The 22126-nt window shown below is 70.7% G+C and carries 21 protein-coding genes, 4 tRNA genes and 1 pseudogene; 11 read left to right on the top strand and 15 right to left on the bottom strand.

Features of this window, described 5'->3' with window-relative positions; genetic code table 11:
• From QRY02_RS08415 to QRY02_RS08385, 7 genes are all read left to right on the top strand, one after another.
• Positions 1–915 carry a carbohydrate ABC transporter permease gene (locus QRY02_RS08415; RefSeq protein WP_285990924.1) on the top strand — a complete coding sequence of 305 codons (915 nt, stop codon included), beginning with the start codon at positions 1–3 and terminating at the stop codon, positions 913–915.
• The gene (locus QRY02_RS08410) at positions 912–1802 is read left to right on the top strand and encodes a carbohydrate ABC transporter permease (RefSeq protein WP_285990923.1); all 891 of its coding nucleotides are present in this window, start codon (positions 912–914) and stop codon (positions 1800–1802) included. Before QRY02_RS08415 ends, QRY02_RS08410 begins: the two co-directional genes overlap by 4 nt.
• A 27-nt stretch (positions 1803–1829) precedes the next feature.
• Complete coding sequence (locus tag QRY02_RS08405) at positions 1830–3137, top strand: alpha-glucosidase/alpha-galactosidase (RefSeq protein WP_285990922.1); 1308 nt, start codon at positions 1830–1832, stop codon at positions 3135–3137.
• Between the two features lie 101 nt (positions 3138–3238).
• The gene (locus QRY02_RS08400; RefSeq protein WP_285990921.1) at positions 3239–3661 is read left to right on the top strand and encodes a hypothetical protein; all 423 of its coding nucleotides are present in this window, start codon (positions 3239–3241) and stop codon (positions 3659–3661) included.
• Between the two features lie 157 nt (positions 3662–3818).
• Positions 3819–6671, top strand: coding sequence for an AfsR/SARP family transcriptional regulator (locus QRY02_RS08395; RefSeq protein ID WP_285990920.1), 2853 nt, complete (start codon positions 3819–3821; stop codon positions 6669–6671).
• A gap of 73 nt (positions 6672–6744) precedes the next feature.
• Positions 6745–7158, top strand: a complete 414-nt coding sequence (locus QRY02_RS08390) for a peptidase inhibitor family I36 protein (protein ID WP_285990919.1) — start codon at positions 6745–6747, stop codon at positions 7156–7158.
• Between the two features lie 32 nt (positions 7159–7190).
• Positions 7191–7478, top strand: coding sequence for a hypothetical protein (locus QRY02_RS08385; RefSeq protein WP_285990918.1), 288 nt, complete (start codon positions 7191–7193; stop codon positions 7476–7478).
• An 8-nt stretch (positions 7479–7486) separates the two neighbouring features.
• Here the strand turns inward: QRY02_RS08385 and QRY02_RS08380 are convergent.
• The 14 genes and pseudogenes from QRY02_RS08380 to QRY02_RS08315 form a co-directional block, all read right to left on the bottom strand.
• A pseudogene (locus QRY02_RS08380) lies at positions 7487–8388 on the bottom strand (IS5 family transposase).
• A gap of 262 nt (positions 8389–8650) precedes the next feature.
• Positions 8651–9160, bottom strand: a complete 510-nt coding sequence (locus QRY02_RS08375) for an XdhC family protein (RefSeq protein ID WP_285990917.1) — start codon at positions 9158–9160, stop codon at positions 8651–8653.
• 13 nt (positions 9161–9173) lie between these two features.
• Positions 9174–9443 carry a hypothetical protein gene (locus QRY02_RS08370; RefSeq protein WP_285990916.1) on the bottom strand — a complete coding sequence of 90 codons (270 nt, stop codon included), beginning with the start codon at positions 9441–9443 and terminating at the stop codon, positions 9174–9176.
• A 32-nt stretch (positions 9444–9475) separates the two neighbouring features.
• On the bottom strand, positions 9476–9730 hold the full coding sequence (locus QRY02_RS08365; RefSeq protein WP_285990915.1) for a hypothetical protein: 255 nt from the start codon (positions 9728–9730) through the stop codon (positions 9476–9478).
• Position 9731: 1 nt separating this feature from the next.
• The gene (locus tag QRY02_RS08360; protein WP_285990914.1) at positions 9732–10211 is read right to left on the bottom strand and encodes an NUDIX hydrolase; all 480 of its coding nucleotides are present in this window, start codon (positions 10209–10211) and stop codon (positions 9732–9734) included.
• Positions 10208–11353, bottom strand: coding sequence for a glycosyltransferase family 4 protein (locus QRY02_RS08355; protein WP_285993799.1), 1146 nt, complete (start codon positions 11351–11353; stop codon positions 10208–10210). Before QRY02_RS08355 ends, QRY02_RS08360 begins: the two co-directional genes overlap by 4 nt.
• Before the next feature lie 18 nt (positions 11354–11371).
• Positions 11372–12289, bottom strand: a complete 918-nt coding sequence (locus tag QRY02_RS08350; RefSeq protein ID WP_285990913.1) for a phosphatidylinositol mannoside acyltransferase — start codon at positions 12287–12289, stop codon at positions 11372–11374.
• A complete protein-coding gene (gene pgsA, locus QRY02_RS08345; RefSeq protein ID WP_285990912.1) occupies positions 12286–12912 on the bottom strand; it encodes a phosphatidylinositol phosphate synthase in 627 nt (208 codons plus the stop codon). The genes QRY02_RS08350 and pgsA overlap by 4 nt, the downstream gene beginning before the upstream one ends.
• An 88-nt stretch (positions 12913–13000) precedes the next feature.
• Entirely contained in the window at positions 13001–13522 is a 522-nt protein-coding gene (locus QRY02_RS08340) for a MarR family winged helix-turn-helix transcriptional regulator (RefSeq protein WP_285990911.1), read from the bottom strand.
• Positions 13523–13604: 82 nt separating this feature from the next.
• On the bottom strand, positions 13605–14147 hold the full coding sequence (locus QRY02_RS08335) for an HIT family protein (RefSeq protein ID WP_285990910.1): 543 nt from the start codon (positions 14145–14147) through the stop codon (positions 13605–13607).
• Entirely contained in the window at positions 14144–16171 is a 2028-nt protein-coding gene (thrS, locus tag QRY02_RS08330) for a threonine--tRNA ligase (RefSeq protein ID WP_285990909.1), read from the bottom strand. The genes QRY02_RS08335 and thrS overlap by 4 nt, the downstream gene beginning before the upstream one ends.
• A gap of 133 nt (positions 16172–16304) precedes the next feature.
• Complete coding sequence (locus QRY02_RS08325; protein WP_285990908.1) at positions 16305–16919, bottom strand: malonic semialdehyde reductase; 615 nt, start codon at positions 16917–16919, stop codon at positions 16305–16307.
• A 415-nt stretch (positions 16920–17334) separates the two neighbouring features.
• Positions 17335–18858: a sugar transferase gene (locus tag QRY02_RS08320; RefSeq protein WP_285990907.1), complete on the bottom strand. Its 1524-nt coding sequence runs from the start codon at positions 18856–18858 to the stop codon at positions 17335–17337.
• Between the two features lie 827 nt (positions 18859–19685).
• Positions 19686–19757 (bottom strand) — tRNA-Val (locus QRY02_RS08315).
• Between the two features lie 379 nt (positions 19758–20136).
• Between QRY02_RS08315 and QRY02_RS08310 the strand changes: the two genes are divergently transcribed.
• From QRY02_RS08310 to QRY02_RS08295, 4 genes are all read left to right on the top strand, one after another.
• Positions 20137–20562 carry an SsgA family sporulation/cell division regulator gene (locus QRY02_RS08310; RefSeq protein ID WP_013227152.1) on the top strand — a complete coding sequence of 142 codons (426 nt, stop codon included), beginning with the start codon at positions 20137–20139 and terminating at the stop codon, positions 20560–20562.
• A gap of 112 nt (positions 20563–20674) precedes the next feature.
• Positions 20675–20747 (top strand) — tRNA-Gly (locus QRY02_RS08305).
• A gap of 23 nt (positions 20748–20770) precedes the next feature.
• Positions 20771–20841: transfer RNA gene (locus QRY02_RS08300), tRNA-Cys, on the top strand.
• Between the two features lies 1 nt (position 20842).
• A tRNA-Val gene (locus QRY02_RS08295) sits at positions 20843–20917 on the top strand.
• 49 nt (positions 20918–20966) lie between these two features.
• On the opposite strand, the gene QRY02_RS08290 is transcribed toward QRY02_RS08295, so the two are convergent.
• The gene (locus QRY02_RS08290) at positions 20967–21704 is read right to left on the bottom strand and encodes a site-specific integrase (protein WP_285990906.1); all 738 of its coding nucleotides are present in this window, start codon (positions 21702–21704) and stop codon (positions 20967–20969) included.
• Positions 21705–22126: the final 422 nt, after the last annotated feature.

The following is a 22126-nucleotide window of genomic DNA, read 5'->3' as shown; positions in this document are numbered from 1 at the left end:
ATGCCCGGACTGCCGAGGCCCATCACCGTCACGCCGGCCCAACAGAGACGGCGTCGCGAAACGGCGGCCGCGTGGGCCTACGTCTCCCCCGCCGTGCTCATCATCCTCGGGCTCGGCGTGGTGCCCGTGCTCTGGTCGCTCGTGCTGTCCTTCCAGGCCGACGACCTGGTGACCCCGAGCCGGTGGGTGGGCCTGGACAACTACGCCGCGCTCGCCCAGGACCTGCACTTCGCCCAGGCCGTGGGGAACACCGTGCTGTACACGGCGTTATACGTTCCGCTCAGCATCCTGTTCGGGTTCCTGCTGGCGCAGGCGCTGAACCGGCGCATCCGCCTGGTCGGCGTCTACCGGACGCTCGTGTTCGTCCCGTTCGTGCTGTCGGCGACGGCCCAGGGCGTGCTGTTCTCCTTCATCCTCGACCCGCAGTTCGGCGCGGCCAACTCGGCGCTGCACCACCTCGGCGTGTCGCCGCAGGGGTTCCTGACCGACCCGGCGCAGGCGCTGCTGGTGCTGGTCGGCATCACGCTGTGGAGCGGCACCGGGTTCTGCGTCGTGGTGTACCTGGCCGCGCTGCAGGACGTCCCGCCGTCGCTGGTCGAGGCCGCGCGGCTGGACGGCGCCGGCACGTGGCGCGTGCTCCGGCACGTGACGCTGCCCGCGGTCACCCCGGTGACGGCGTTCCTGGTGCTGTGGCAGCTGATCACGTCGCTGCAGGTGTTCGACCTGGTCTACGTGACGACCAAGGGCGGCCCGCTCGGCTCGACCACGGTCATCGTCTACTTCGTCTGGGAGCAGGCGTTCAAGAACTTCACCGCCGGCTACGGCGCGGCGTCGGCCTACGTGCTGGCGCTGGCCCTGCTGGTGGTCGTGGTCGCCGTTCGCGTGCTGCGCCGGCCCGGGAAGGCGCTCCGATGAAAATACAGCCGGCCCGGCCCGCCCGGCTCGACATACCCGCGACGCGCGCCGCGCTGCCCGTGCTACGCCGGCGCCGGCTGCCCTTCAGTCCCTGGCACCTGCTGCTCGTGCCGCTGGCGCTGCTGTTCGCGGCGCCGTTGGTGTGGCTGCTGCTCAGCTCGGTGATGAGCAACGCCGAGATCAACCGGTTCCCGCCCGCGCTCTGGCCGTCCCATGTGGACTTGTCCGGGTACCGCTATGTCCTCGAGAACGCGCTTTTCCTGCGCTGGTTCTCGAACTCGCTGATCGTCTCGGCGGTGACCGTGGTGTCGAACCTGCTGTTCGGCACGCTGGGCGGGTACGCGTTCGCGCGGATGCGGTTCACCGGCTCGCGGGCCCTGCTCGCCCTGATGGTCGCGACGATGGCGATCCCCTTCCAGCTCACCATGATCCCGACGTTCCTGGTGATGAAGAAGCTCGGCCTGATCGATTCCCTCGGCGCGCTCATCGTGCCGTCGCTGGTGACGCCGTTCGCGGTGTTCCTGCTGCGCCAGTTCTTCCTCTCCCTGCCGCGGGAGCTCGAAGAGGCGGCCTGGATCGACGGGTGCTCGCGGTTGCGCGTGCTGTTCACCATCGTGCTGCCGTTGTCGCGGCCCGCGCTGAGCACGGTGGCCGTGCTGACGTTCCTCAGCACGTGGAACGACCTGACCTGGCCGCTGATCGCGGTCAACCACGACACGACCTACACGCTGCAGCTGGGGCTCACGACGTTCCAGGGCCAGCACCACACGAACTGGGCCGCGGTGATGGCGGGCAACGTCATCACCGTGCTGCCCGTGCTGCTGGCCTTCCTCGGCGCGCAGAAGACGTTCATCCAGTCGGTCACCTCCAGCGGCCTCAAGGGCTGACTTCGCACCAATCGGATCGGATTTTCGATGACCACCAAGATCACCTTCGTCGGCGCGGGCAGCGTCGTGTTCACCCAGGGCCTGCTCGCCGACCTGTTCGCCTACCCGGAGCTGGCCGGCGTGCACGTCGCCCTGCACGACATCGACCCTGACCGGCTGGCCACCGCGCTGGCCGCGGCCCGGCGGATCGCCGAGGTGCGGGGCGTCAAGCCGGTCCTCACCGCGCACGCGGACCGCCGGGAAGCGTTGTCCGGGGCGGACTTCGTCGTGAACATCGTCCAGATCGGGATGGCGGCGGCGACGCGCACCGACTTCGAGGTCCCCGAGCGGTACGGCCTGCGCCAGACCATCGGCGACACGCTCGGCATCGGCGGGATCTTCCGCGCGCTGCGGACGTTCCCCTTCCTCAAGGAGCTCGGAGCGGACATCGCCGACGTCTGCCCCGAGGCGTGGCTGCTGAACTACACGAACCCGATGGCGATGAACGTCCAGTACCTGAGCGAGGCCACCGGGCTGACGCGGGTCGTCGGGCTGTGCCACTCGGTGTACTGGACCGTGCACGGGCTCGCCGAGCTCGTCGGGGTGCCGTTCGAGGAGGTCACCTACGTCGCGGCCGGCGTCAACCACCAGGCTTGGGTGCTGCGGTTCGAGCACGCGGGCGCCGATCTCTACCCGCGCCTGCGGGAGCTGGCCGAGTCCGACGGGCAGCTGCGGCGGCGCGTCCGGTTCGACATGCTGCGGCGGCTCGGTTACTACCCGACGGAGACCAGCGAGCACTCCGCCGAGTACGTGCCCTGGTACCTCAAGCACGACACCGAGATCGAGCGGCTGCGCCTGCCGATCGGCGCCTACCTGGGCATCGTGGCGGAGAACGAAGCCGAGTACGAACGGACCCGCCGGGCGATCGCGGCCGACGAGCCGCTGCCCGTCGAAGGCACCGGCGAATACGCGCCGCAGATCGTCCACAGTGTCCTGACCGGCACCCCGCGGACCGTCTACGGCAACGTCGTCAACCGGGGCCTGATCGAAAACCTGCCGTCCGGCGGCGTGGTCGAGGTGCCGTGCCTGACCGACGGCACCGGCATCCGGCCGACCCGGATCGGCGCACTGCCACCGCAGCTGGCCGCGCTCAACCGGACGTACCTGAGCGTCAACGACCTCGTTGTGCGCGCGGCCGTCGAGGACGACCCGCACCACATCCGCCACGCGGCGATGATCGACCCCGCCACGGCGGCCACGCTGCCGGTCGAGCGGATCTTCGAGCTGTGCGACGACCTGGTCCGCGCCCACGGCGACCGCCTCCAGCCCGCCCTGCGCGCGGTCCTCGGCCGCTGACCCGGCTACCCCGCTCGGCGCAACTTCGCGTCCGGGCGGGGAAAAGCGCCTACACTCCGATCTGTCCCGGGTATGTGTTCGACGTTCCTGTGGGGGATCGGATGACCCGTACACGCCTGCTCCGGATCCTGGCCGCACTGTGCACCGCGCTGGCGGTCGCCGTCGCCGGCACACCGGCCGCGGCGGCACCGCGCACGGTGCTGCTCAACCCGCCGACGGTGAGTTCGACCAGCTGGGACTGGTACCGGCACTTCTCCGACCCACCGCAGTACGACCCGCCGGTGGTGGTCACCGCCACCGGCGGCGCGCCGCCGTACACCTACCAGTGGCAGCGGGTTTCCGGCAGCAGCCTCATTTCCGCGAGCAACTCCACCGGCGCGTCGACGAGCTTTTCCACGTCGATCCCCGCCGGGCGGACAACGATCCGCACCGCGGTGTTCCGCTGCCTGGTGACCGACGCGGCCGGGATCATGGCCTACACCCCCGACGTCACGGTCACGTTCGAGCAGGAATGGGGCGACTGACCCCTCCGGCCGCCCACCCGGGAAAGTGGCAGCAGCAGCTCGCTGCGATCCGTTCCACACCACTGAAGCGCACACCGCCGATCGTGTGAAATCGCCGTGATTCGCTCCGTCTCCCGGGCATCTCGGGTATCGATGCCCACCAGGAGGGGGTGGCGAGATGCTCGAAATCCGCCTGCTGGGGGAAGTCTGCCTGCTCGTGGACGGCCGTGTCGTCGATCTCGGGCCGGCCAAGCAACGGTGCGTGCTGGCGGCGCTGGCACTGGATGCCGGCCACGTCGTCTCGGTCGATCGGTTGATGCAGCGGGTCTGGGGTGCGCAATTCCCGTTGCGGGCCCGCCCGACCCTGCTGAACTACATTTCCCGGCTGCGCAAGGTGCTCCCCGCGAAGGAATCCGTGGAAATCGGCCGTCGTCCCGGCGGCTATTTGCTGCGGGCCCCCGAAGGGGCCGTCGATGTTCTCCGGTTCCGCGAATTGTGCGAACGGGGACGCGGCCCGGGCCTCGACGACCACCGGGCGGATCTGTTGACGCAAGCGCTCCGGCTGTGGCGGGGCGAAGCACTGACCGGAATCAGCGGCTCGTGGGCCGAGGGCGAACGCGACCGGCTGCGCCTGGACCGGCTGACCACCGAATGCGACCTCACGGACATCCTGCTCGGGCTCGGGCAGGGCGAGAGCCTCGTGGCCGGGCTCGCCGCACGGGTCGCCGAACACCCGTTGGACGAGCGGGTGGCCGGCCAGTACCTGCTGAGCTTGGGTGCCGCCGGCCGCGCGGCCGATGCGCTGGACCACTACCGGCTTCTCCGGGCCCGGCTCGTGGCGGAGCTGGGCACCGACCCCGGCCCACCCCTCCAGGCGATCCACCGGCGGATCCTGACCGCGGAACCGGTTTCCCCGCCCAGGCCGGACCGGAGCACCGGCCGGCCGGTGCTCCGGCCGCGGCAGCTGCCCGCGCCCCCGCCGTTGTTCACCGGGCGGACCCACGACCTCGAGTCGCTCACCGCCGTGCTGGACTCGCCGGCCCGGGCGGGCACCGGCGTGGCCATCGCGGTGTTGTCCGGCGCCGGCGGGATCGGCAAGACCTGGCTCGCGCTGCACTGGGCGCACCGGCACCTCGACCGGTTCCCCGACGGGCAGCTGTTCGTCGACCTGCGCGGGTTCGGCCCGGCCGGCCGGCCGATGCCGATCGGGGCCGCCGTCCGCGGCTTGCTCGACGCGTTCGGCGTCGCGCCCTCGGACGTGCCGGTCGAACTGCACGCCCAGAGCGCCCTGCTGCGCAGCCTCACCGCCGGAAAGCGCTTGCTGATCGTGCTCGACAACGCCGCCGACACCCAGCAGGTCGCTCCCCTGCTCCCGGGTGGTCCCGGCTGCACCGTGCTGGTGACCAGCCGCCAACGCCTGCCCGGCCTGGTCGCCGGGCACGGCGCCCACCCGCTGGCGCTCGACGTGATCACCGACGCCGAAGCCCGGGCGCTGCTCACCGCCCGGCTCGGCGCCGAGAAGATCGCGGCCGAGCCGGACGCTGCCGAAGAGCTGCTGGCCTGCTGCGGAGGATTTCCGCTGGCGCTCAGCATCGTCGCCGGGCGCGCCCTCGCCCACCCCGGTCTCCCGCTCGCCCAGCTGGCCGCCGAACTGAGCGAGGCCGGGCCGGCCGGCTTGGACGAGGGCGACCCGGCGACCGACCTGTCCGCCGTCCTGTCCTGGTCCTACCGCGCGCTCGACGAAGACCAGGCGAGGATGTTCGCCTTGCTCGGCATCGCGCCCGGCCCGGACATCAGCGCCGCGGCCGCGGCCTGCCTCACCGGGCTGCCCCGTTCGCCGGCCCGCGCGCTGCTGCGGAGCCTCGAACAGGCCTCGCTCGTGACCCGGGACCGGCACGACCGCTTCCACATGCACGACCTCGTCCGGCGCTACGCCACCGACCGCGCCGCCGTCGACCTGCCGGACACCGAGCGGTCGGCCGCGCTGCGCCGGCTGGTCGGCCTCCTCCTGCACACCGCCCACGCCGCCGAGCGGCTGCTGTACCCGCAGCGTCCGCCGATCGAGCTCACCGACCCGGAACCCGAGGACGGCTTCCACCCGCCGGCCGGCCACGCGGCCGCCCTGGCCTGGTTCGACCGCGAGCACCGCTGCCTGGTGGCCGCGCAACGGGCAGCGAGTGCGCGAGGGTGGGACGCGACGACGTGGCAGCTGGCGTGGGCGCTGACCACCTTCCACAGCCGCCGCGGACTCCTTCACGACGACTACCGGACCTGGCAGGTCGCGAAGGCCGCCGCCGACCGGCTGGACGACACCGCCGCCCAGGCCCAGGCCTACCGGAACCTCGGCCGGGCGTGCATCTGGCTGAACCGGCCCGATGAGGCGCTCGAGCACCTGCGCCAGGCCTTGGCGCTGGCCGAACGCACCCATGACGACTACGAGCAGGCCCACACTCACCGCAACCTGGCCCAGGTGCGGGGGATCACCGGCGACCACCGGCGTGCACGGCACCACGCCGTGCACGCCCTGCACCTGTTCCGGGGTACCGGCAATCCGGCGGGCGAAGCCGACGCGCACAACCAGGTGGGCTGGTACTCGGCCCGGCTCGGCGAACAGGACGCCGCGCGCGCCCATTGCGAGGAAGCGCTCGCTCTGCATCAGCGCCACCACGACCGGGAAGGCGAAGCGGTGGCCCTGCACAGCCTCGGCTACGTCGCGCACCACAGCGACCGGTTCGCGGACGCGGTCAACTACTACCAGCTCGCCCTCTTGCTGTTCCGCGCGGTCGGCAACACCTACCTGGAAGCCGGCACCTTGGACGACCTCGGGAGCGCGTACGCGGCCCTCTCCGACCACGAGCGAGCCCGGGTGAAGTGGCGGCGAGCTCTCGCCTTGTACCAGGCGCAGCATCGCGCCGGCGACGCCGCTCGTGCCCGGCAGCAGCTGAGCAGCCTCGCCGGACCGCCGGACCGGCGCGCGGGCTCCCTTTCGGTCACGGCCGCGGGAAAGACGTCTGACCTGCGCATTTTATGATTCTGCTGAAGTTTCGTCCGATCGCGGGCGGACCGTCCCCCAAGCACAGGTTCCGACAGAGGGAGGACGATCGGTGAACGGAACTTCGAAGAAGCGGGGATGGGCCCGCCTGGCCGGAGTCGCTGCCCTGGGCCTCTTGGGCTCGCTGACGGTGGCGACCGGCTCCGCCGCGGCGGCGACCGGCTCCGGAGCGTTCGGACCGGACAGCTTCAGCGACTGCCCGCTCAACCGCATCTGCGTTTACGCCGCCACGAACGGCGGCACTTCGCCCGGGTGGGCCTCGTACACCGCGACCTCGCCCGGCCGGTGCACCAACGCTCCGATCGCGACTTTGGCCGGTGTGCGCGGGGCGTTGTCGGTCTACAACCGGACGGGCCGGGTCCAGAGGGTCTACGCGGCTTTCGACTGCGGCGGGGACCCGCGGGTCGTCAACGTCAACACGGCGATCCCGAACCTCGGCGCCGCGCATTGGTCCATCGGCGGATGACCCCGGAACCCAAGGGAAGTGGGGAGAAAGTGGTGAAGGCGAAATCGGGCAGGGCGACCGCGCGCGGTTTGACGACACTGGCGGTCGCCGTGGCGGCGGCAGCCGCGTTCACCGTGACGGCCGCCGAGCCCGCTCAGGCCAGCTCGGCGAAATGCCAGGAGTCGCTGCGTCGGCACTACGCGGTGGGGCCGAAGGTGCGGGCCGCCTGCAACGCCGGGCAGTCGGGCGGCGCGGGGATTCTGGCCTGCTACGTCGCATTGCTCGCGATCGATGTCGAGCCCGGCGACGCCGCGGTCGCCTGCAACGCCGCGGACGACTAGAGCCTGTTTCAATGTCGTAGCCACTCGTTGATCGCCGCGATGTGCACGGTCGCCTCGTAGCGAACCGCGAGTTTGTCGAACCGTGTGGCGACGCCTCGGTTGCGTTTGAGCCGGTTGATGCCGCACTCCACCGCGTGCCGTTGCTTGTAGATCTCTGGGTCGAATACCGGTGGCCGCCCGCCGGCCCGGCCGCGGTTGCGGCGATGCCGGACCTGATCAGAAGGCTGGGGAATCGTGCACGCGATCCCGCGCCGCCGCAGATAGGCCCGGTTGGCGCGGGAACTGTAGGCCTTGTCCGCCAGGACACGATCCGGCCGGGTCCGGGCTCGCCCACCACCAATCCGGGCGACCCGGACCCTGGCCAGCACCGCCTCGAACTGCGGTGAATCACCACGTTGACCAGCGGTCACCAGCAACGACAATGGTTTCTGGCCTTGCTCGGTGGCCAGGTGCAGCTTGGTCGTCCAGCCTCCCCGCGACCGCCCAGCGCGTGGTCGGCCGGTTCGGGCTCGCCGATACCGCCCGGCGGTTCTTTCTGCAGGTCGCCCTCGATGCGGGCGCCTGCGGCATGCTGGTGCGCCCGGTTGATCGTGGAATCCACGCTCACCTCCCAGGTGATCAGCCCGGCGGCGTCGGCCCGAGTCTGCAACGCCGCCAAGATCAGCGCCCACACACCAGCGCGCTGCCAGCACCGGAACAAGCCATAGACGGTTTGCCAGCAGCCATACACAGGTGGGACGTCACGCCACGGCGAACCGACACGAACCCGCCAGCGGATGCCGTCCAAAAGCTGGCGTTTACTCCACAGTGGCGGGCGGCCGGGCTTCTTGCCGACGGGCAGCAGCGGTTCCAGGATCGCCCACTGCGCGTCGGTCAGATCGGCTCGCCCCGTCGCCGCTAGGCTGGGCACGAGGTCTCCGGTGTTCTTGATCAGCTTGGTCGTTGATCGGTCTACCGGAGACCTCGTCTATTCGGCCCAAGACACGCCGCACCCACAACGCCGGCCAGAAGCCCGCTGGTCAGCACATCGAAACAGGCTCTAGCCCGTCCCGCAACGGACGACACGCGTACCTGGCCGGACGACACGCGCACGTGGATGGACGACACGGCGGAAAGCCGAGACGGCCGCCGTGTCGTCCGTCTGGGTACGCGAGTCGTCCGGTTGCGTCCGGCTAGGTGGTGAAGTCGAAGCCGCCGGGGCGGTTGTTGCGGTCGGCCAGGAGGCCGGCCAGGGTGGCGAGCGCGATTTCCGGCGGGGTGCGGGAGCCGATGTTCAACCCGACCGGGCGGTGCACGCGGGCGATGGCGTCCTCGGTCACGCCCAGGCCCCGCAGCGCCGCCACGTGCGGGCCCGGGTGACGCGGGTTGCCGAGCACGCCCACCCACCGCGGCTCGCCCTCGAGAGCGGCCTTCAGCACCGGCCCCAGCTCGGGCCGGTGGTGGTCGGTGACGACCACGTCCGCGGACGCGTCGAGGGGCGGCAGCGTCGTCTCCGCCTCGAACCCCTCGGGCACGTCCGTGCCGCGCGCGGCGTCGGGCTCGAACAGCGCCACGTGGTACCCGAGGTCCTTCGCGAACTTCAGCAGGTACCGGGACACCGGCGACGCGAACACCGCCACCAGGGTCCGCAGCCCCGGATCGGCCGGAGCCGTGCCGTGGGCGACGTCGCAGGTCTCGCTCATGCCGACCAGTGTGTCAGCCGCCGGCCTGCTCGCCCACCGTCACGCGGAACTGCCACAGGTCGGTCTTGCCCTTCACGAGCACCAGGTACCCGTCGCTCACGCGCAGCACCAGCCGGTTCTGCGGCGACGACGGCCGTGGCGGCCGGTGCTGCTTGGCGAGCAGGTACGCGTCGCCCTCCGCGCTGTCGCGGTCGGGGTACGGCGTCGCCTCCGCGACACCCCAGCCCCGGCCGTCGCCCGCGCCGCCCTGCTCTTCGACGACCACCCACCACGTCCCGCTCATGCCACTCCGACGCGCCGGGGGCCGCCGGGGTTTCAGAGCTCTTCGAGCACGCTCAGCCGGAAGTGGAACGTCGACGTCCGGCCCTCGACGATCACCAGGTACCCGCCCGGGCCGCGCAGCACCTTCCGGGACTTCGGCGACCACGGGTAGGCCGGCTGGTACTCACGTGCCAGCCGCAGCGCCTCGGCCTCGGCGGACGCCTGGTCCGGCTGGGAGAACGTCTCCGACAGCGACCAGGTCCGGTTGTCACCCATGCCGCGCTGCTCTTCGACGACCACCCACCACATGTCAGACCTCCGGCTCCGCGAATTCGAAGTACTCCGGCAACGGCGCGGTCCCCGCGAGGCGGAAGTACCGCACCTTCCGCCGCCGCCGCAGCCGCAGCGTGTCGCGGACGGCGTCGTTGTGGACGCGGCGGGCGATCACCACCCGGTGCTCGGCGTCGGTCAGTTCCTCGGCCAGCTCGGCCGGCAGGGCCGCCCGGTCGACACGGCCCAGCTGCAGCGTCAGCTCGTTCTCCGCGGCTTCGCGCTCGGCCCGGGGCGCCGCTTCGGCGCGTTCGGCCGATGTCCGCAAGCCCGTGTCGGCCAGCACCAAAGCGACCGCGCGCGCCACCACCGCCCGGCGCGCCAGCGCCGAGTCCAGCGCGGCCCAGCCGGCGTCCGTGCGGATGTGCAGCCGATCCAGCCGGTTCGCCGTCGCCACCAGGAAGAGCCCGCCCAGCACCAAAACCATGGCCAGCACCGACAGCCAGCCGAGCACGCTCACCGGGCGAGCTCCCGCTCCGGCGCCGCGACCCGCCGGGGGTCGGCGGCGACGGCCGTCTCGTAGACGCGCAGCACCTGCGTGGCCACCACCGACCAGTCGTACATCGTGACGCGCTCCCCCGCCGCCGCGGCCAGCGACGCCCGGCGCGCCGGGTCGCCGAGCAGCTCGCGCAGCCCGTCCGCGAGCGCGGCCGGGTCACCGGTCTCGACGAGCTGCCCGGCACGGCCGTCGTCGAGCACCCGCCGGAACGAGTCGAGCCCGCTGGCCAGCACCGGGGTCCCGGCCGCCATCGCCTCGGTGAGGATCATGCCGAAGCTCTCACCGCCGGTGTTGGGCGCGCAGTAGACGTCGACGCTGCGCAGCGCCTGGGCCTTCACGTGGTCGTCGGCCTGGCCCAGCAGCTCCAGGTGCGGGGCCAGCTGCGGCCCGGCGTCGCGGCGCAGCTGGTCTTCGTCGCCCCGGCCGACCACGACCAGCCGCAGGTCCTCGAACTCCGGGAGGATCCGCCGCAGCGCCTCCAGCAGCACCCCCATGCCCTTGCGCGGCTCGCCGAACCGGCCGACGAACCCGACCGTGCCGCCGGCCCGCGGGTAGCCGGGCAGCGGCAGCGCCGAGGAGAAGAACTCGACGTCGACGCCGTTGGGGATCTCCACGGCGTCGCCGCCCGCGTGCTCGACCTGGACCCGGCGGGCCAGCGCGGACACCGCGATCCGCGCGGTGATCTTCTCCAGCAGCGGCCGCAGCACCGGCTGGAACGCCGACAGCGTGCGCGAGCGGGTCGTCGCGGTGTGGAACGTCGCCACGATCGGGCCGTCCGCGATGAGCAGCGCGAGCAGCGAAAGGCTGGGCGCGGCCGGTTCGTGCAGGTGCAGGACGTCGAAGTCGCCGTCGCGGATCCAGCGCCGCACCCGCGCGTAGGACACCGGGCCGAACTGCAGCCGCGCGACCGAGCCGTTGTACGGGATGCCGAGTGCCTTGCCCGCCGGGTGCACGAACTCGGGCAGCTCGGCGTCGTCGTCCGCGGGCGCCAGCACGGACACCTGGTGCCCGCGCGCGAGCAGCGCCTTCGTCAGGTCGATCACGTGCCCCTGGACCCCGCCGGGCACGTCGAAGGAGTAGGGGCACACGATCCCGACCCGCATCGGCCGCGTGGCCACCGCTCAGCTCGCTTCTTCGAGGCTGACCCGCTCGGCGGCCTCGAGGTCGGCGGGCCAGAACTTCTGCACCATGTGCCAGTCGGCCGGGTGCGCGGCGATGTCGCCGGCGAAGATGTCGGCCAGGGCCTGGGTGGCGGCCGGGACCTCGGCCCGTGCGGTGACCCGGATGCGCGGGTGCAGCCGGATCTGCCAGCCGTCCTCGGTGAACCAGCAGCCGGCCGGGATCAGCGCCGCGCCGGTCGTCGCCGCCAGCCGGGCCGGGCCGCCGGGCAGCCGGGCCGGTTCGCCGAAGAACTTCACCGGGATGCCGCTGGTGGTGAGGTCGCGGTCGCCGACCAGGCAGACGGCCTTGTTCTCGCGCAGGCGTTTCAACAGCACGCGCATCGCCGAGCTGTCCCCGGTGAGCGGCACGATCTCGAAGCCGAGCGACTCCCGGTACTCGACGAACCGCCGGTAGAGCGACTCGGGCTTGAGCCGCTCCGCCACGGTGGTGAAGCCGCCGAGGTAGTCGGCCAGCCAGACGCCGGCGACGTCCCAGTTGCCGCTGTGCGGCAGGGCCATCACCGCGCCGTTGCCCTCGGCCAGCGCCGCGTCGAGGTTTTCCACGCCGGTGATCGAGGCCGCGACCTTCGCGCTGACCTCCTTGTGGTCCATCGACGGCAGCCGGAACGTCTCGTGCCAGTACCGCGCGTACGAGCGCATCGCGCGCCGCGTCAGCTCGTCGAGCTCGACCGGGTCGGCCTGGGGCACCACCCGGGCGAGGTTCGCGCGCAGCTGCCGCACGCCCCCGCCGTCCCGGCGGACGGCCAGGTCGGCGCCGAGTGAGAAGACCGTGCCGCCGAACCCGGCGGGCAGCCAGCCGGCCAGCTTCCACCCGGCCGCGTAGCCGAACGCGCTCAGCCGCTCGGTCAGCCCACTCATGCCGGTTGCTCCCCCGTGGCGGCCTCGCGGGCCGCCTTCGCCACGGCGGCGAAGCGCTGCACCAGGGTGACGACCGATCCGGCGGCGAGCAGCCAGAGCGTCACGTCCACGGTGTACGGGATGCCGAAGCCGTGCAGGCCGGTGCCGACCAGCGCGATGATCAGCCGCTCGGCGCGTTCGACGAGCCCGCCGTCGACCGGCAGGCCGGAGGCGTCGGCCCGGGCCTTGACGTAGGAGATCACCTGGGCGAGCACCAGGCACAGCAGAGCCGCACCGGCCGCCGGGTGGTTGTCGTCGACGACGAAACACCACCAGGCGATGGCGGCGAACAGGGCGCCGTCGACCAGCCTGTCGCAGGTCGCGTCCAGCACGGCGCCGAACGGGGTGCCGTAGCCGCGGGCGCGGGCCATGGCGCCGTCGAGGATGTCGAGCATGGCGAAGCCCCACACCGTGAAGGTGCCCCACAGGAGGTGGTCGGCCGGGAAGAAGACCAGGGCGCAGACCACCGCGCCGGCGGTGCCGAACACGGTCATGACGTTCGGGGTCAGCCCGGCGCGGACCAGCGCCTGGCCGATCGGATCGGTGACGCGGGAGACGGAGGCACGCGCGAAGATATTGAGCATCGGTTCGTCGAGGCACCTGGCTACGAGGGTCGGGTGGGCGATGGCAGCCTATCCACCCACCTGCGAAGCCCCGACGCGCCGCCCCGGGTCAGCCCGATTTCGTGAGCTCGCCCTCGTGCTCCTTCGCCGCTTCGGCAGCCGCAGCGGCGGCGCACTTCGGCGTCAACTGGCGGCGGATGGCCGCGCTGATCTCGCCGAGCGCGGTGACCTGCTCCGGCGTCAGCGGGTCGAACAGGCTTTCCCGGACGGCTTCGACGTGCCCGGGCGCGGCCGCCTCGAGCGCGGCGAAACCGGCGTCGGTCAGCACCGCCCAGGCGCCGCGCTTGTCGGTCGGGCACGCCTCGCGCCGCACCCAGCCGTTCGCCTCCAGCCGCGCGACGGCGTGCGAAAGGCGGCTGCGGGACGCTTGCCGGGCGTCGGCGAGCTCGCTCATCCGCAACCGGCGGCCGGGCGCTTCGGAGAGGGCGACGAGGACTTCGTAGTAGGTGTGCGGCATGCCCGAGTCGTGCTGCAGCTGACCTTCGAGGTGCGCGCTGAGCATGCGGGTGGCCGCGTTGAACTCACGCCAGACGCGCTGTTCGTCGTCGCTGAGCCATCGGGTTCCGGACATAACCCCATCATACTCTCGGTTGAACACTCAATCAGGAGTTTTGCCCGGTCGGCGCAGGAAGGGCGTCCGTGGTCCAGACGACTCACCAGGCGTCGGCCAGCAGGTCCCTCGTCTCCCCCAGCAGCTGCGGGAGCACCTTCGTCTGCCCGATGACCGGCATGAAGTTGGCGTCCCCGCCCCACCGCGGCACCAGGTGCTGGTGCAGGTGCGCGGCGATCCCCGCCCCCGCGACCACGCCCTGGTTCAGGCCGATGTTGAAGCCGTGCGCACCGGAGGCCGCGCGGATCACCTTCATCGCGTGCTGCGTGAAGACGGCGACCTCGCGCGTCTCCTCGACCGTCAGGTCGGTGTAGTCCGCGACGTGCCGGTACGGCACCACCATCAGGTGCCCCGGGTTGTACGGGTACAGGTTCAGCACCGCGAACACGACGTCGCCGCGGGCGACGATCAGGCCGGTTTTGTCGTCCAGCGACGGGATCCGGCAGAACGGGCAGCCGGTCTCCTCGTCGCCGTCCGGCTTGTCCTGGCCCTTGATGTAGGCCATCCGGTGCGGGGTCCAGAGGCGCTGGAACGCGTCCTGGACCCCGATGCCCTGCTGCTCGACGAGCTCGGGACCCTCACTCACCGAACGACCGTCTCCAGCGCCTCGGCCGACGGCGACGCGTTCTCGCGGCGCTCGACCCACTCCGCGATCGCCTCGACCGCCTTGCCCACCGGCACGCCGTTGATCTGGCCGCCGTCGCGGAAGCGGAACGACACCGCGCCCGCCTCGACGTCCTTCGCGCCGGCCAGCAGCATGAACGGCACCTTCTGCGTGGTGTGCGTGCGGATCTTCTTCTGCATCCGGTCGTCGCTCGCGTCGACCTCGGCGCGGATCCCCTTGGCGCGCAACGCCTTCTCGATGCCCTGCAGGTGCTCGACCTGGTCGGCGGTGATCGGGATGCCGACCACCTGCACCGGCGCGAGCCACGCCGGGAACGCGCCCGCGTAGTGCTCGGTCAGCACGCCGAAGAAGCGTTCGATCGAGCCGAACAGCGCGCGGTGGATCATCACCGGGCGCTGACGCGAACCGTCGGGCGCGGTGTACTCGAGCTCGAACCGCTTGTTCTGGTTGAAGTCCAGCTGGATGGTCGACATCTGCCAGGTGCGGCCGATGGCGTCCTTGGCCTGCACCGAGATCTTCGGGCCGTAGAAGGCCGCGCCACCCGGGTCCGGGACCAGCTCGAGGCCGGAGTCGACGGCGGCCTGCCGCAGCGTCTCGGTGGCCTCCTCCCATTCCCAGTCCTCGCCGATGAACTTGTCGGAGTCGCCGCGGGTGGACAGCTCGAGGTAGAAGTCGGAGAGGCCGTAGTCGGCGAGCAGGTCGAGGACGAACTTCAGCAGCGACCGCAGCTCGCCCGGCATCTGCTCCTTGGTGCAGTAGATGTGCGAGTCGTCCATCGTCAGCCCGCGCACACGGGTGAGGCCGTGCACCACGCCGGACTTCTCGTAGCGGTACACCGTGCCGAACTCGAACAGCCGCAGCGGCAGCTCGCGGTAGGACCGCCCGCGCGAGCGGAAGATCAGGTTGTGCATCGGGCAGTTCATGGCCTTGAGGTAGTAGTTCTCCTCGTCGAACTGCACCGGCGGGAACATCGTGTCGGCGTAGTAGGGCAGGTGGCCGGAGGTGTGGAACAGCTCGCCCTTGCTGATGTGCGGGGTGTTCACGAACTCGTAGCCGGCCTCCTCGTGGCGGCGGCGCGAGTAGTTCTCCAGCTCGCGGCGGATGATGCCGCCCTTCGGGTGGAACACCGGCAGGCCGGAGCCGATCTCCTCGGGGAAGGAGAACAGGTCCAGCTCGGCACCGAGCTTGCGGTGGTCGCGGCGCTCGGCCTCGGCGATGCGCTCCAGGTAGGCGTCCTGCGCCTCGGTGGATTCCCACGCGGTGCCGTAGATCCGCTGCAGCTGCGGGTTCTTCTCACTACCCCGCCAGTACGCGGCGGCGACGCGGGTCAGCTTGAACGCCGGGATGAACTTCGTGGTCGGCACGTGCGGGCCCCGGCAGAGGTCACTCCAGACACGTTCCTTGGTGCGCGGGTCGAGATTGTCGTAGATGGTGAGTTCGCCCTCGCCGACCTCCATCACCTCGGAGGTGTCCACTTCGGATTTGAGGTCGACGAGTTCCAGCTTGAACGGCTCGTCCGCGAGCTCTTTTTTGGCCTCGTCGACGGAGTCGAAAACGCGCCGGGAGAACTGCTGGGCGCCCTTGACGATCTGCTTCATGCGCTTTTCGAGCGCCTGCAGGTCCTCGGGGGTGAACGGCTTGTCGACCGCGAAGTCGTAGTAGAAGCCGTCCTTGACCGGCGGGCCGATGCCCAGCTTGGCGTCCGGGAACTGCTGCTGCACCGCCTGGGCGAGCACGTGCGCCGCCGAGTGGCGGATGACGCTGCGGCCGTCCTCGGTGTTCGCGGCGACCGGCTCGACCTCGGCGTCGGCTTCGGGCGCCCAAGCGAGGTCGCGCAGCTTGCCGTCGGCGTCGCGGACCACGACGATCGTGTCCTCGCCCTTGGTCGGCAGACCGGCTTCGCGGACCGCCGCGCCCGCCGTAGTGCCCGCCGGTACCACCACACGGGAGGCGGCCACGGGGGAAACGGGGGGCGACTGGGACACGATCGGCTCCTCAAGCTGGAGTGACAGAGATGACGCCGTCGATGCTAGTCGGCTGCACTCGCGCGCCTCACGCGCGTGGCGCGAACGCCGGACCGGCCGCCTCCCCCGGGGGAAGCGGCCGGTCCGGTGGTGCTCAGAGGGTTTCGACGACCTGGTCGAAGTCCAGCCGCGGCAGGCGGTCGAACCACGGGTTCTCGCCCGGCTTGCCGACGTTCACCACGACCAGCGAGCGCCACTTCTTGTCCGCGAAGAACTCGTCGTCGACGCCCTGGGCGTCGAACCCGGTCATCGGGCCGGCGGCGAGCCCGGCGGCGCGGACGCCGATGATGAAGTAGCCGACCTGCAGCAGCGAGTTCAGCTTCGAGAACTCGACGCGGCCCTGCTCGTCGGCGAAGTTGTCCTTGACCCCCGGGTTGTGCGGGAACACCTGGGGGATGTTTTCGTGGAAGTCGACGTCCGCGGCGAGCACGACGGTCAGCGGCGCGGCTTCGGTCTTGTCCCGGTTGCCCGGGGCCAGGTGCGGGAGCAGGCGGGCCTTCGCCTCGGCGGTCCGGAGCACCAGCGCGCGCAGCGGCTGGGTGTTCATCGACGTCGGGGCCCACTTGACGAGGTCGTAGATCGCGCGGATCTGCTCCTCGGTCACCGGCTCGGAGCTGAAACTGTTGGCCGTGCGGGCCTCGCGGAACAGCAGGTTCTGGACGTCCGCGGGGAGCTGGAGGGCCTCGGTCTGCTCGGCAAAGGTGGTCATGGGGCTGAGCTTCCTTCCGTTGGGTCGGTACCCCGTGCAACCAGGTTGAGCGTTGAACTATTTCGCCCTCAACTACCTTGCGGCGGTGAAGTGGACCACAAGCGCAGCGGACCACCGGGTGCGACAGGTCGTCACCCGACCGGGTTATGGGCGCCTTCTCGGGTGCCGGTAACCCGGGCGAACGGCGGCAGCCCCGGTGGCCCGGCCGGACCGCGTTTCCACGGCGAACAGGGGCACCGGGGCGGCCTGATGGCCCGGCTCGCGCGGATCGCCGTCGCCAGGAGGGCCGGCCGGTAGCCGGGTGCAGCCGTCCCCGCGTCCGTTCGACCGGGAAGTCCGCGGGAAACGGACACGGCCGCCGGCTCCCCGCGGGAGGAGTCGGCGGCCGTGGTGCGCGGCGCGGTGCGAAGACGGGTCAGTAGGCGCCGTGCCCGCCCATCACCGCGCGGAAGGTCTTCCAGAGGATCACCAGGTCCAGGGCGAGCGACCAGTCCTCGACGTAGCGCAGGTCCAGCCGGATGCTCTCCGCCCAGGTGAGGTCGCTGCGCCCGCTGACCTGCCAGAGCCCGGTGAGGCCCGGCTTGACGAGCAGCCGGCGGCGGGCGTCCGGCGGGTACTGCGCGGTCTCCTCCGGCAGCGGCGGCCGCGGGCCGACGAGCGACATCTTCCCGGACACGACGTTGAACAGCTGCGGCACCTCGTCGAGCGAATATCGCCGCAGGAAACCACCCACACGGGTGATACGAGGGTCGCGTTTCATCTTGAAGAGCGGGCCCGCGCCTTCGTTGTCCGCCGCCAGGGTCTGCTTGATCGCGTCGGCGTTGGTGACCATCGTCCGGAACTTGAGCATGGTGAACGTCGCGCCGTCGCGGCCGACGCGGCGCTGGCGGTAGATCACCGGGCCGCGGTCGTTCAGCTTGATGGCGACCGCGATCACGAGCAGCAGCGGGGACAGCAGGGTGAGCAGCAGCGCCGAGCCGCAGCGGTCGACGATCTCCTTCACCACGCGGCGCCCGCCGGTGAACATCGGCGCGGTGACCCGCAGCAGCGGCATGCCGAGCACGCCGGTGACGTTGAGCCGGGGCCCGGCGACCTCCATCAGCACGGGCGCCACGACCATCTCCGCGCCGGTGCCCTCCATGTCCCACGCCAGCCGCTGCAGCCGTTTCGGCGTCCAGTACTGGTCGGCGGTGATGGCCACGACCCGGTAGCCGCCCCGCCGGACGTGCCGGGACAGCTCCTCCAGCCGGCCGACCACCGGGACGCCGTCGATCTCGCCGCTGTCGCGGTCTTCGCCGTGGCCGCTGAACGTGCAGGCGGCTTCGACGCGCCAGCCGACGTGCACTTCCGAGCGGGTGCGGGCGATCAGGTCGGCGACCGTTTCCGGGCTGCCCGCGGCCATCACGGGCAGCAGGCAGAGTCCCTTGGCGCGCTTGCGGTGCAGCACCTGGCGCAGCAGGTAGCGCTGCGGGAAGGCGACCAGCGCGATGGCGGGGACCACGACGAACACCCAGACCTGGACCTCGAGCGCGCCGAACAGCAGGCCGCCCAGCGCGACCAGGACGGCCGCGGTGATGAAGCCGCGGCCGAGCGTGCGGTACTCCTCCGCGCCTTCGCCGAGCACCCGCGAGCTCCAGGCCCGGCTGGCGGGCAGCGAGACGAACACCGCCAGGATGGTGCCGAAAGCGTGCATGTCGTGCGGGGCAACGCGATCGATGACGAACGCGCTGATCGCGATCACCAGCAGCGTGATGAACACATCGCTGCCGATGACCCAGGCTCTGTACCGCGCTTCCCAGGCCGCGGGCCACGCCTTGGCGGACGGGCCCCCGGTGTCGCCGGAGTGGTCGTCCCGATTGACGGGACGCGGGATGGCCTGGAGGTCGATGTGCGGCGGTGGCTGGCTCACCGTGTACGAAGGCCGCACCGACTCTTCCATCTGACCTCCCGGAACTGGATCGAGTTGAGCCGCAGGCACGCAGCGTCACCGAAGATGATTTCGCAGAGTCACGGCATCTCAGTGGTCGCGCACAGCCGGCGGCGGCTTCACACGGCAAGTTATCGGCGACTCTCTCGGCAGTGTTACAAGGGATTTCCAGCCACATGCTGCGTGACATCCCCGCCAGAAAATGGCCGGAAGATAACAAGATGAAGACGATGCGTGAGGGGACGTATCCCCCGGAAAACTACGTTCCGTAGCGGAAAGGGTGATGCCCGCACCCGGGTGGACCAAGCAGGGCCGAACGGCCCAGCGGGGTCTTCCGGACTCTACTGTGGACACTGCGGGCGTCACATGGTCCACAGTGGACCACACGGGGCCGGCGGTGACCGTCGCGCGGACCCGGCGGCCACCCACAGTGACATTCGTCGCTACGCCGTCACGCGCGCCGGTTCTGTCACACGTCGTCGTCGCAGGGCCACGCCGCCGCGGGGCGACGTGAAGTGCCGAGGATCACATCCGGCCTCCCACGGGTGGCGTTCGACAGAAAACCGCCGCGGCGGCACGGTTCGAAGGCAGTTCCGGCGGGCCCCGGCGGCGGGGCGCGAACCACTCTCATGAGCTGATACGGCCGATCCGAACGGATCGTTCACTCCGCTTCGGCGGAGCTCCCCGGCCCGTTATCCGCCGCTGACGCGAAAAGGCGACCCGACCTGGGGTCCGGGGGGAGGTACCCCGGGCGGGGCATGGGGACTCGGCCCCACAGGCCACAACGAGATGAGCCCTGTTCGCGCTTTCCGCGAACAGGGCTCATCCAGCGAATCTCGTGGGCGATACTGGGATCGAACCAGTGACCTCTTCGGTGTGAACGAAGCGCTCTCCCGCTGAGCTAATCGCCCGCTCGCGTGATGGGCGATACTTTACCGTACGACTTTCAGGCGCCTGCAAACGGGTGGTCCTGGCCGACCACACTCCGCTTACCGGCGAGTACGGAACGCACAACCCCGAGCTAGCCGGGGTTGTCCGGCCGGGGGGCCGCCTGACACCACGTTCGACATCCGTGCGACGGTGCTATCGCCCGGCGACTAAACCGCGCAGTATGGAGGCGTGGGCCCCGCGGGGCGCGCCGGTCAGTTGCGGGCCGTGGGTGGAGACGGGGGCCGAAGCGCCCGGACGGGTGATCTGCGGCGCACCCGCGACGGAATCGGCCTCCTGATGCGTCCAAGTGGTGACGCCCTCGGCCGGGCCGGGCCGGGAAGGGAGACGAAGGGTAGGACGATGCGCAACGATCACGTGACGCTCCGCTCGACGGCGGTCTTCGACCTGCTGGCGCCGCGGACTCCCGCGGTTCCGGTCAAGGTGGAGCTGCGCTACGACACACGCGACCCGTACGCGGTCGTCGCCGCCTTCCGCACCGGCCGCGCCGGCTGGGTCGAGTGGGTGTACGCCCGCGACCTCCTCGCGGACGGCCTCCTGGCCGACGCGGGTGACGGGGACGTCCGCATCCGCCCCTCCGTGGAGGACCCCGAAGCCGTCCTGATCGAGCTGAACTCGCCGTCCGGGCACGCCATGTTCGAGGCGTCCGCCCAGGAGCTGGCCGACTTCCTCGACCGGACGTACGACGTGGTACTGCCGGGCAACGAGCACCTGTGGGTCGACGTCGACGACGCGCTCACCCACCTCATCCCCCACGATCTGGCCTGATGACGGGCTTGCAACGGCGGAGTGACACCCCGGTGTCGCCGCCGTTTTCGGGGTCCGATATGGTTTTCCCACACCACGGCGACGGGGGAACAGCCTCCCGGAACTGCGGAATGCGGATGTAGCGCAGCTGGTAGCGCATCACCTTGCCAAGGTGAGGGTCGCGGGTTCGAATCCCGTCATCCGCTCGGTAGGCTCTCGAGCCTGTCACGGTGGAGTGGCCGAGAGGCGAGGCAACGGCCTGCAAAGCCGTGTACACGGGTTCGAATCCCGTCTCCACCTCGCGCGATTAGCTCAGCGGGAGAGCGCTTCCCTGACACGGAAGAGGTCACTGGTTCAATCCCAGTATCGCGCACCACATGTTTTCGCAGGTCAGAAGCCCTGTCCCTCCCCGGAGGGGCGGGGCTTCAGTCGTCAGATGGCGATGAAATGGCGATGGACCCCCGGCCGGGGTCCGGGCGCCGGGACCGCAGGTGCGGGAACCAGGACACCAGCTTCGCCCGTTCGCCCGGGTACAGCGACGCCAGCGATCGCAGCCAGCGTTCCTCCAGGGTGTCCAGGATCTGGTTCACCATCGCCGGGGTCACGTGGTCGTAGACGCGGGCGATGCCCTTCATCTTCTGACCCAACCGCGCCCGGCGGGCGACTTCCGGGATCCCGCCCTCGGTCAGCCACGTGCTGTGCGTGTGCCGCCCTTCGTGGAACGTGAACGTCGGCAGGATCGGTGGCCGCCGCTCCCCCGCGCCAGGGGCGTCAAGTTCGACCCCATCCCACGCCGGCCGCCAAAAGCGGATCCGGAAGTTCGACCGCCGCCACGGATGCCCCTCCGGCGTGCACATCACGAACGGCTCCCGATGGCCGTCCATCAACTCCTCGTAGAGCACCGCGATCCCCGGCGGCAACGCCACAAACCTCGTACCCGCAGGGGTCTTGGTCCGTCCCTTTTTCGGCCTGGAGTTCTCCCGCCGCGTCGGCGGCCGATTGCGACCGTCCGAGTGGTGATCATCACTGTTCCGGCCTCCCTTGTAGACCTTCCCACCGACCTCCTTCAGCACAGATCGAAACACCGGCGGGCGGCGGCTGAGCGCCGCGAGCAGCAGGAAGGCCCGAAGCGGATCAAGACCTATGCCGCCGCCCGAAGGCATCCTCAGCAGGTCGTTCAGTAGTCATTAGGGACACCCCCCGGCCCGACTGCACCGCATCAGCACCGGGTTACTGCCGTTGCTGCGCGATTGCTGAATCGCTGGCTTCGACCGTGTCCGGGAGGAAACCGAAGTCGATGCGGTCCGCCGGACGAGCCGGCAAGAACCTGCAGTGTGGCCGGGCGTTGTGAGTACCAAAACGACATCCACGCATGTCAGACGGCATGTCTGTACTCATGGATGACTCCGCCGAGGCGGTCCTGCCGGCATATCCCGCGTCGTTTCGACCGACCGGGATCAAGGAGTTGGAGCGAGTGGAACGCGAGCACTCACGGGCTACCCGAGATCTTGCCCATGCGATGCTCTCACCTGCATGGATAAGGTTATCGGGAGGCACACCGCTGGTGACCCACTCGAAGCTTGCC

Source organism: Amycolatopsis sp. DG1A-15b (assembly GCF_030285645.1).
Lineage (GTDB): Bacteria > Actinomycetota > Actinomycetes > Mycobacteriales > Pseudonocardiaceae > Amycolatopsis.
The sequence above is the reverse complement of the archived record's forward strand: the minus strand, read 5'-3'. Positions and strand labels throughout refer to the sequence as shown.

Coding starts and splice junctions, on each gene's coding strand:
- QRY02_RS08415 (WP_285990924.1), top strand. CDS start 1: ATGCCCGGACTGCCGAGGCCCATCACCGTCACGCCGGCCCAACAGAGA.
- QRY02_RS08410 (WP_285990923.1), top strand. CDS start 912: ATGAAAATACAGCCGGCCCGGCCCGCCCGGCTCGACATACCCGCGACG.
- QRY02_RS08405 (WP_285990922.1), top strand. CDS start 1,830: ATGACCACCAAGATCACCTTCGTCGGCGCGGGCAGCGTCGTGTTCACC.
- QRY02_RS08400 (WP_285990921.1), top strand. CDS start 3,239: ATGACCCGTACACGCCTGCTCCGGATCCTGGCCGCACTGTGCACCGCG.
- QRY02_RS08395 (WP_285990920.1), top strand. CDS start 3,819: ATGCTCGAAATCCGCCTGCTGGGGGAAGTCTGCCTGCTCGTGGACGGC.
- QRY02_RS08375 (WP_285990917.1), bottom strand. CDS start 9,160: ATGAGCGAGACCTGCGACGTCGCCCACGGCACGGCTCCGGCCGATCCG.
- QRY02_RS08370 (WP_285990916.1), bottom strand. CDS start 9,443: ATGAGCGGGACGTGGTGGGTGGTCGTCGAAGAGCAGGGCGGCGCGGGC.
- QRY02_RS08365 (WP_285990915.1), bottom strand. CDS start 9,730: ATGTGGTGGGTGGTCGTCGAAGAGCAGCGCGGCATGGGTGACAACCGG.
- QRY02_RS08355 (WP_285993799.1), bottom strand. CDS start 11,353: ATGCGGGTCGGGATCGTGTGCCCCTACTCCTTCGACGTGCCCGGCGGG.
- QRY02_RS08350 (WP_285990913.1), bottom strand. CDS start 12,289: ATGAGTGGGCTGACCGAGCGGCTGAGCGCGTTCGGCTACGCGGCCGGG.
- pgsA (WP_285990912.1), bottom strand. CDS start 12,912: ATGCTCAATATCTTCGCGCGTGCCTCCGTCTCCCGCGTCACCGATCCG.
- QRY02_RS08340 (WP_285990911.1), bottom strand. CDS start 13,522: ATGTCCGGAACCCGATGGCTCAGCGACGACGAACAGCGCGTCTGGCGT.
- QRY02_RS08325 (WP_285990908.1), bottom strand. CDS start 16,919: ATGACCACCTTTGCCGAGCAGACCGAGGCCCTCCAGCTCCCCGCGGAC.
- QRY02_RS08320 (WP_285990907.1), bottom strand. CDS start 18,858: ATGGAAGAGTCGGTGCGGCCTTCGTACACGGTGAGCCAGCCACCGCCG.
- QRY02_RS08310 (WP_013227152.1), top strand. CDS start 20,137: ATGCGCAACGATCACGTGACGCTCCGCTCGACGGCGGTCTTCGACCTG.
- QRY02_RS08290 (WP_285990906.1), bottom strand. CDS start 21,704: ATGCCTTCGGGCGGCGGCATAGGTCTTGATCCGCTTCGGGCCTTCCTG.